This window comes from Ruminococcoides bili, assembly GCF_040093295.1.
GTDB classification, from domain to species: Bacteria; Bacillota; Clostridia; order Oscillospirales; family Acutalibacteraceae; genus Ruminococcoides; species Ruminococcoides intestinale_A.
The window spans coordinates 1-7,634 of record NZ_JBBNJY010000057.1 but is presented as its reverse complement, the minus strand read 5'-3'; the positions used below and the strand labels follow the sequence as shown (position 1 = coordinate 7,634).

The 7,634-nt window shown below is 40.4% G+C and carries 6 protein-coding genes; 5 read left to right on the top strand and 1 reads right to left on the bottom strand.

Going from position 1 to position 7,634, the window contains the following annotated elements; all coding sequences use genetic code 11:
* Positions 1 to 295 precede the first annotated feature (295 nt).
* The gene (locus tag AAAY30_RS10775) at positions 296 to 2,191 is read right to left on the bottom strand and encodes a glycoside hydrolase family 13 protein (protein WP_195410632.1); all 1,896 of its coding nucleotides are present in this window, start codon (positions 2,189 to 2,191) and stop codon (positions 296 to 298) included.
* 365 nt (positions 2,192 to 2,556) lie between these two features.
* On the opposite strand from AAAY30_RS10775, the gene zapA reads away from it, so the two are divergent.
* The 5 genes from zapA (at position 2,557) to lexA (ending at position 7,432) form a co-directional block, all read left to right on the top strand.
* Positions 2,557 to 3,051 carry a cell division protein ZapA gene (gene zapA / locus AAAY30_RS10770; protein WP_022234246.1) on the top strand — a complete coding sequence of 165 codons (495 nt, stop codon included), beginning with the start codon at positions 2,557 to 2,559 and terminating at the stop codon, positions 3,049 to 3,051.
* Between the two features lie 26 nt (positions 3,052 to 3,077).
* Positions 3,078 to 5,144, top strand: a complete 2,067-nt coding sequence (locus AAAY30_RS10765; protein WP_337782065.1) for a U32 family peptidase — start codon at positions 3,078 to 3,080, stop codon at positions 5,142 to 5,144.
* A gap of 200 nt (positions 5,145 to 5,344) precedes the next feature.
* Positions 5,345 to 5,785 (top strand): dUTP diphosphatase, encoded by a 441-nt coding sequence (gene dut / locus AAAY30_RS10760; RefSeq protein WP_186935610.1) that lies wholly within the window; start codon positions 5,345 to 5,347, stop codon positions 5,783 to 5,785.
* 65 nt (positions 5,786 to 5,850) lie between these two features.
* Positions 5,851 to 6,357 carry a flavin reductase family protein gene (locus tag AAAY30_RS10755; RefSeq protein ID WP_294664582.1) on the top strand — a complete coding sequence of 169 codons (507 nt, stop codon included), beginning with the start codon at positions 5,851 to 5,853 and terminating at the stop codon, positions 6,355 to 6,357.
* A 487-nt stretch (positions 6,358 to 6,844) separates the two neighbouring features.
* On the top strand, positions 6,845 to 7,432 hold the full coding sequence (lexA, locus tag AAAY30_RS10750; protein WP_022234250.1) for a transcriptional repressor LexA: 588 nt from the start codon (positions 6,845 to 6,847) through the stop codon (positions 7,430 to 7,432).
* The last annotated feature ends 202 nt before the right edge of the window (positions 7,433 to 7,634 follow it).

Sequence of the window (7,634 nt, the reverse complement as noted above, 5' to 3'; positions counted from 1 at the left end):
GTCGACCTTTTAAAAGGTCGACCAAACTTTTATAATTGATTGGCAAATCAATTTGCTAAACCATAATTTATTATTGTTACCCCAACATTTAGAACAAAACCATTTTGGCTTATAAATATAACATTATAGATTTAATAATTTAAAAATTCAGTTCAAGTCTTTTTAAAGGTTGACTAAACTTTTATGATTGCACGGTAAAGTATTTTCCAAATACATAATTTAAAGAACAAAAGAACGGTCTGCAGTCTGCAAACCGTTCTTTAAGATTTGGTATAAATAAAATTTGTAGTTTTAATTAATAAGCAAGGCTCAATCTTCTGTCTGTTTCATTAATAATAAATGCGCAACTGAGCGGCGGAATTGTTAATTTTTCGTTTTCGAGCTTTGTATCTAAAATAGGTGTACCGTCTGCATATCCCGGCGGTGGGTCCAGAATTCTTTCTTCATTGCTTGCATTAAACGCACAATAAAGCGATGACTTGCTGTCAAGACGGATATAGCTCAGAAAATTTTTGTCAGCCGTAACCTTTACAAAATCACCGTCCCAAAGCGGTGAGCAGGACTTTCTTAAATTACCGAGAGCCTTATGCCACTCGATAAGTTCCTTATCCTCTCTGCCCCACGGATAACAGCAACGGTTGAACGGGTCACGATAGCCCTCAAGACCTGCCTCATCACCGTAATATACGCACGGGAAACCCGGTAAAGTATACTGCATACCTACGGCAAGCTTTAAAAGTGCTGTACCACGCTTACGCTGGTCGTAGCTTAACTTTTGATTTGCCTGCCACTGACGATCTCTGCCGTTGAGCGGCTCGCCTGCAATAACTGTAAGCGCACGCTCTGTATCGTGAGTTGAAAGTGAGTTCATAAGAACACGGAGAACCGGACGAGGATAGTTCTCTATAACACTCATAATCTGGTTCATAACATATTTTGCGTCTGCACCACGGCAGAAATCAAGGATTGCATTTCTGAAAACATAGTTCATAACCGAGTCAAGCTCTTCGCCGAGCAAGAACTTTCTTCTTGCGCCGTAGCTCTCTTTGTTACTTGCGTCTTCCCACACTTCGCCTACAATAAAGCCCTCGGGATCTTCTTCCTTTACCGCTTTACGCAGATTTTCCATAAACTCGTCGGGAAGTTCATCGGCAACATCAAGACGCCAGCCCGAATTTCCGTAACGCATATAGGTTCTTACGATACCGTCTTTGCCGTTGATATATTCATTGAACTTCGGGTCGGTTTCGTTTACCTCCGGCAAGGTGTAAAATCCCCACCATGAGTGGTAATCATTCGGCCAATTGTTAAACTTATACCAGCTGTAATACGGAGAATTTTGATCTCTGTAAGCGCCTGTATTCTCGCCGTATCTGCCGTTTCTGTTAAAATACTTACTGTCAGAACCTGTATGAGAGTAAACACCATCGTTAATTACATGGATTCCTCTCTTTTTAGCCTCTGCACAAAGATTTATGAAATCCTCGTTTGTACCGAGGATAGGGTCAACCTTTGAATAGTCGCCTGTATCGTAACGGTGGTTTGAGTATGCCTCACTGATAGGATTAAGATAAATACAACTTACACCCAACTCCTCAAGGTAGTCGAGTTTTTGAGTAATACCCTTTAAATCGCCCATAAAGAAATCGCTGTTTGTAATTTCGCCGTTCTCGTTAGGCCACCACTGTGGGAGTGCATACCAATCGGTATTACGCTGAAAATCTGTACGGGTAAGGTTCTTTTCTTCACCGCTGAAATTAAATCTGTCAGGCAAAATCTGATACATTACACCGCCAACAGGCCACTTTGGTGTAGTAAAACCCTTTTTGTAGCAGGTAAGCTGCCAACTTCTGCCCGGTGAAGTTTCTATGGTGCTGATATTATACGGATCAGACGGTACAATATATCTGAGACCGTATTTTGTTTGAAGTTTAAAGCCATACCAGTACAGACCGATTTTGTTAGGAGTAAAGTCAGCCTCCCAGATTTCAGTAGCGTCATCAAATGTGCCGCACCAGAAAAAGCCGAAGTATTCCCAGTTGTAATCGTAGTCATACTTTACTGCCAAATCCGCTCTCTGAGTGTGGAGATCTCTTGGCAAAAGTATTCTTAAATGTATGGTCGTTCCCTCTTCTACCGCACCGAAAGGTGTACGATAGTAAATTTTTTGTGAATCAAAAGGAACTGGCATATAATCACTTCCCTGTAAAATAATATTCCGCAAAAGGCTTTTTGATATGTAATATTAATAAACTGTTATTAATTACTATCAAAAAAAGCAATATTATCATTAGTAAAACAATGCGAAATCGACAAAACTCTACCGTTTTGTCGCACATACTATATATTAACACAAGAGTTAGCAGTTTACAATATAATTGACAAAAAACAACAAAAAACCGACATATAAGGATAATTATATCAAAATTAGATTACAACTTTAACATAATTCTTTAATAACGCATCATTTTATATTATAATTTAGTGTGGATTATAATTTATTGTAAAAAACTCTGTTATTTTGCAGGCAGAGTCTGAATATGGAGAGGTGCTGTAATGAATACTAAAAGAAAAGTCAGCGTGCAGATTGAGGGCAGGAGCTATGCGCTGATTACTGCAGATGACGAAAAATATGTGCAAGGCGTTGCCGATGATGTTATAGCACAAATCAAGAAAATTGTAACATCAACAAATCACCTTGACACAAGAGATTGCGCTATATTGGCGGCACTTAATTTTTGCGATGACCGCAACAAGGCTTTGCGCAATAAAAAAGAGTGTATTTCAAAGGCAGATAAGATTATTCGTCAAACAAATGACCTTAATAAGCAGTGTTCGGAGTACAAAACCCGACTTGCAGAGGTTATTAACGAAAACACTGCACTTACCCGCAAATATAAAAGACTTGAAAAGGAAAACGAACAATTGAGAAACGCTCTGCAAAAGGCGGTTAATTCTGCGCAGGCAGAGGAAAACGAGGGCGAAGATGATGAGGAAAGCGACGAAATCATCCGCAAAATGCGCCAACAGCAGATCTCGCTTTTTGATTAATTATTTGATTGATTACAATAATGGTTATGGAAAATAAAATTGAAATTCTTGCGCCTGCAGGCAGTATGGACAGTGTTATTGCTGCCGTACGAAGCGGAGCAGACGCTGTTTATCTGGGCGAAAAGGAATTTTCCGCCCGTTCTTCTGCGCATAATTTTGACGAAAACGAGCTTAAAGAGGCGGTTCGTTACTGCCATATTCATTCGGTAAAGGTGTATGTCACCTTAAACACAATTGTTTTTGACGATGAAATGCAAAGGCTTAAAGAGGCTGTGCTGATTGCCGCAAGAGCAGATGTTGACGCACTTATTGTACAGAATATGGGTGTCGCACGCCTTGCCCGTCAGCTTGTGCCGTCAATGCACCTGCACGCATCCACACAAATGAGCGTTCACTCGTACCTCGGTGTAAAGGCTCTTTATGAAATGGGCTTTGAACGGGTTGTGGTTTCAAGGGAAATGAGCAAAAAAGAACTTGAAAAAGCCGCCGAAATCCCCGTTGAACTCGAAGTATTTGTGCACGGTGCGCTTTGTATGTGCGTTTCGGGACAATGCTACTTCAGCGCAATGCTCGGCTCAAGGAGCGGAAACCGAGGTGCTTGCGCCCAGCCATGCCGTCTGCCGTTTTCGGTAGGAAAGGTTAAGGACGGTCACGCACTAAGCCTTAAAGACAACAGCATTATACCATATATTACGCAGCTGCAGGAAATGGGTGTAGCATCTGCTAAAATTGAGGGAAGAATGAAACGCCCCGAGTATGTGTCTGCCGCCGTGCGTGCCTGCAAAGAACAGCGTGACAACGGATTTATAAGCGACGATACGGCAGAAATTTTGAAAAATGTTTTTTCACGAACAGGATTTACCGACGGTTATTATACAGGCAAAACAGGCTATGAAATGTTCGGATACCGCAGAAAAAACGATGTTGTATCGGCAGACGAAAAACTTTTTTCAAAAATCCGTCAAAGCTACAAGGACGAGCTTTCCGATATTGCAATAAACGGTACATTCACGGCGAAAATCGGCGAAAATCCGGCCCTTGAAATCACGGACGGAACGCATAATATAAAAGTTACTTCCGACTTTGTCTGTCAAAAAGCAGAAAAGGTTGCGCTTGACAAGACAAAATGCGAAACCCAGCTTAAAAAGACAGGCTCAACGGCATATTTTTTTGAAAGCTTGAGTATAAATACAGAGGACAGCCTCTCGTTACCGCTTTCTGTTTTGAATGCGATGCGCAGAGAGGCACTTGCTCAACTTGACGATTTAAGGGCAAAGCGGCATAACTACAAAATAAATGATATTGAAATTACAGCACCCGACACTTCCTGTGTGCCAAAAGGCAACGGAATAAGGGCCAGAATGACTACCGCAAAGTTTTCACCCGCTTTCAAAGCCTGCGAACTTATTTATGTTCCTATTTATACCGATAACGATAAACTGAAATCGCTTATGGCTGACGGCTGCAATATAGGTGTGGAAATTCCGAGAGGACTTTTTAAAAACGAAGAAAGAATAGCAAAAAGGCTAAGCGAGGTAAAACAGCTTGGTATAAATGACGCACTCTGCGGAAATCTTGCCGCCGTGTATATGGCAAAAAGTGAAAATATGCGTGTGCACGGAAGTTTCGGACTTAACCTTGTAAACACATATGACCTGCTCTGGGCGGAGGAATACGGACTTGAGGATGTTGAACTCAGTTTTGAACTTACTTTCGAGCGAATAAACCGCCTGGGCGGCACAATCAAGAGGGGCATTATCACCTACGGATATCTTCCTCTTATGCTTACGGTAAACTGCCCTGCAAAGAGCGAAAACATTTCTTGCAAAACTTGCAAAAACAGCTCAAAAATGACGGACAGAAAGGGTGAGAAATTCCCGCTGAAATGTGACGGAATTTGTACCGAAGTGCTGAACTGTGTACCCCTTTATATACCCCAAAATGAGTTTTCAACACTTTCAACATCTTTTTATTCACTTCGTTTAACTGTTGAAAACTATGTTGAAAATGTGGAAAGTATATGCGAATTTACGCAAAATCCGATGTTAAAAGTCAAATCAACAAGAGGTTTATATCTAAGGGGTGTTAAATAGCATTGTTAAAACAATGTTAATGTTAATAACTCTGTTTAAATTGTTTAAAAGAATTAAATTAATGCCTTGTTACAAAAATTACAGGTTTTTAATATTCTAATAAAACATTATTAAAATTCAGTAAATTTTTCTTTTGCAAGGAATTTAAAAAAATCCTGCAAAACAAGATTACAAATGCAACTTAATTTGAAAGGACAGTTATGGATTTAAAGATAAAAAAAGTAAAAGATAACGCAAAAATTCCCAAAATCGCAACAAGCGGTGCCGCCGGTATGGATTTATATGCCTGCATTACCGAAAAAATCACCGTTGAGCCGCAGAAGATTGCGGTTATTCCCACGGGTATAGCAATCGAGTTGCCCAACCCGTCGGTTGCCGCATTTGTTTACGCCAGGAGCGGACTCGGCATCAAGCACGGAATCTGCCTTGCCAACGGCGTTGGCGTGATTGACAGCGACTACAGGGGCGAAATCTGCGTCGGTCTTTGCAATGTTTCGGATAAACCTTACACCGTCGAGCCGTTTGAAAGAGTGGCACAAATGGTGATTGCACCTGTAATCGTCCCAACCGTTACAGAAGTCAGCGAACTTTCCGATACAGAGCGTGGCGAGGGCGGTTTCGGCTCTACAGGCACAAAATAATAAAATAAAATAAAAACCTGCTCTCATCTATTTTAAAGCAAGAGCAGAATTTAAGGAGGATATTTATGTCAGATTTTAAGAAAATTAATCCGTCAGCCATCAACGAAAGCGTTTTTGACCTTATCGGCAAGGATTGGGCGCTTGTAACAAGCGGAAATTCCGATAAATTTAACACAATGACAATCAGCTGGGGCGGCGCAGGCATTATGTGGGGCAAGCCTGTTGCGTTTACATTTATTCGTCCGCAGAGATATACATTTGAATTTATTGAGAATAACGGTTACTACACAATGAGCTTTTTTGACGAAAAATACCGTGACGCACTCAAGCTTTGCGGTTCAAAGAGCGGCAGAGATATTGACAAAGTTGCCGAAACAGGTCTTACACCTGCTTTTACAGAGGACGGTATTCCATACTTTGCAGAGGCTAAACTTGTACTTGTATGTAAAAAGATGTACGCACAATTTTTGAACAGCGAAAGCATTGTTGATAACGACGCTGTAGATAAGTGGTACGACAACGACTTCCATAAAATGTATATCAGCGAAATCGTTGAGGTTTTGACAAAATAATATAATTATTTGCAATAATTAATCTATAAACAACAGGCAGGTGTAATAGTACATCTGCCTGGTGTTTTGTGTTGTATTTACAGTCAATAAAATGCTCTGCCGAGCCTTTAAAAAGGCTTGACCTAAATTTAAATTTTTTAATCTAAACCTAATCGCATAATTCACCCAAAAATTGAAAAGCACCGTGCTGATGATTACACGGTGCTTTCCTGTTCTTAAAAAAATGAGGGGTACAATTACGGGCCGAGTGCCCGTATTGAGGAGGGTAGAACAATATACTCGGCGGTTGCGGTTCCGCCTTTTGAGTACAGTTATATTAAACTATATTTATTTGAAAATCATGTGAAGTCAATATGAAAACCTATTGAAAAAAATATTTTTCAAAGCATAAAACAAATGTTTGATTTTTCAGAGAAAATATGTTATAATATTATAGGCCGTAAATAGTTTGTTACAAATCGGCACTTTTGCAATTTGTGAGGTTACTATGAAACCATTAAGCAAGAGCCAGCAGGCTATATTTAATTTTTTAAAACAGTGTGCGGATGAAGGCAGAACTCCGTCTGTGCGTGAAATATGCGAGGCTACGGGGTTAAAATCAACTTCAACGGTTCATCATCACCTAAGCGCACTCGAAGAAAAAGGACTTATTGAGCGTGAGCACGGTTTAAACCGCTGCATACGCATCGCAGGTGAAGAGCGCAGTGTAAATGTTCCTCTTGTGGGCAGTGTTGCGGCAGGTTATCCTATCCTTGCCGTTGAAGAAATCGAAACATACATACCTATTCCCGAAAGTCTTAGCCGTGGCAGAGAACTTTTTGCACTGCATGTAAAAGGCGAAAGTATGATAAAAGCAGGTATTTTTGACGGTGACATTGTAATTGTAAACCGCACACCTGTTGCGTCCAACGGCGAAATAGTAGTTGCCCTTATCGGCGACGAGGCAACGGTTAAACGATTTTATAAGGAAAACGGTCATTTCAGATTACAGCCTGAAAATGACGATTTTGAACCGATTATCGCAGATGAAGTCGCTATTCTGGGTAAAGTTATTTCATTAATCAGATATTTTTAATTTGCCCCCAAACAGCAAAATAAAAAATGTTTACTAACAAAAATTCCGGTACATTAAGGTTTAGCGGAATCCTTTGTCAAGCAATTATAAAAGGTGGTGGGTGTGGGCAAGCCCGCAAATACTTTCCGTTTATGCAATTTCAAGAATGCAAGCAAAAAAATCACCGAGGCTCACTTTTTCGTGAATCTCGGCTTTTTGATAT